Below are 919 nucleotides of genomic sequence, written 5' to 3'. Positions count from 1 at the left end.
GGGTTCGCACAGGGAATGCTGTGCGTGGCTCTGCTCTCGCTCCTCTTCGCCGGCATCGGCCTGGTGATCGCCGCACTCACACCGCGCCGCGGCTTCGGCGTGGCCGCCGTCATCGCCGTGTTGACCATCTCGTACGGCGCGGTCAGCGTGATGCAGGGCATAGCCGACGAGCAGGGCGAGACCGGCGCGATCGAGTGGATCGGCCTCTTCTCACCGATCACGCTCATCGACGGCATCGGATCCGCCTTCCTCGGCGCGACGTCCGCCGCGCCCGGGCAGTTCGGCCCGGACGCAGCGGTTGGCGTCGTGTACCTGCTGGTGTACGCCGTGCTGGTCGCCGGCGCGTACGGGCTGCTGGTCCGGCGCTACCGGAAGGTCGGGCTGTGACCACCCGCGTGCGAGCGGGGCGCCCGGCTGATCGATCCGCGACCGCGATCGATCGACCGCTGGCGCGCCTCCCGCACGGTCACCGCCGCCTCTCGGACGCGTCCGCCCGTCCGTCGACCGCCACCACCCCTCGAAGGAATGGGCCGCGCCCATGAGCACTCTCATCATCGACAACGTCTCGCGCTGGTTCGGGAACGTCGTCGCCGTCAACGACGTGACGATGACCATCGGCCCGGGTGTGACCGGCCTGCTCGGCCCCAACGGCGCCGGCAAGTCCACGCTGATCAACATGATGGGCGGCTTCCTCGCGCCCTCCACCGGCTCCGTCACGCTGGACGGCACGCAGATCTGGCGCAACGAGCGCAGCTACCGGCACATCGGCATCGTGCCCGAGCGCGAGTCGATGTACGACTTCCTCACCGGGCAGGAGTTCGTGCTGGCCAACGCCGAGCTGCACGGGCTCCCCAAGCCGCGCGCCGCCGCACAGCGGGCGCTGGCCACGGTGGAGATGGAGTACGCGGCGGGCCGCAAG

The 919-nt window shown here is 70.7% G+C and carries 1 protein-coding gene and 1 pseudogene; both read left to right on the top strand.

What is annotated here, in order from left to right; translation table 11 throughout:
- A pseudogene (locus tag KUM32_RS37575) lies at window positions 1-387 on the top strand (ABC transporter permease); the annotation flags it as partial.
- Between the two features lie 151 nt (window positions 388-538).
- Window positions 539-919: ATP-binding cassette domain-containing protein (locus tag KUM32_RS37570; RefSeq protein WP_217146322.1), on the top strand; the 381-nt coding region annotated here is incomplete at its 3' end.

This window comes from Streptomyces sp. AC627_RSS907, from assembly GCF_019049165.1.
Note: the sequence above shows the minus strand (reverse complement) of the source record. Positions and strands in the feature narration are given on the sequence as shown.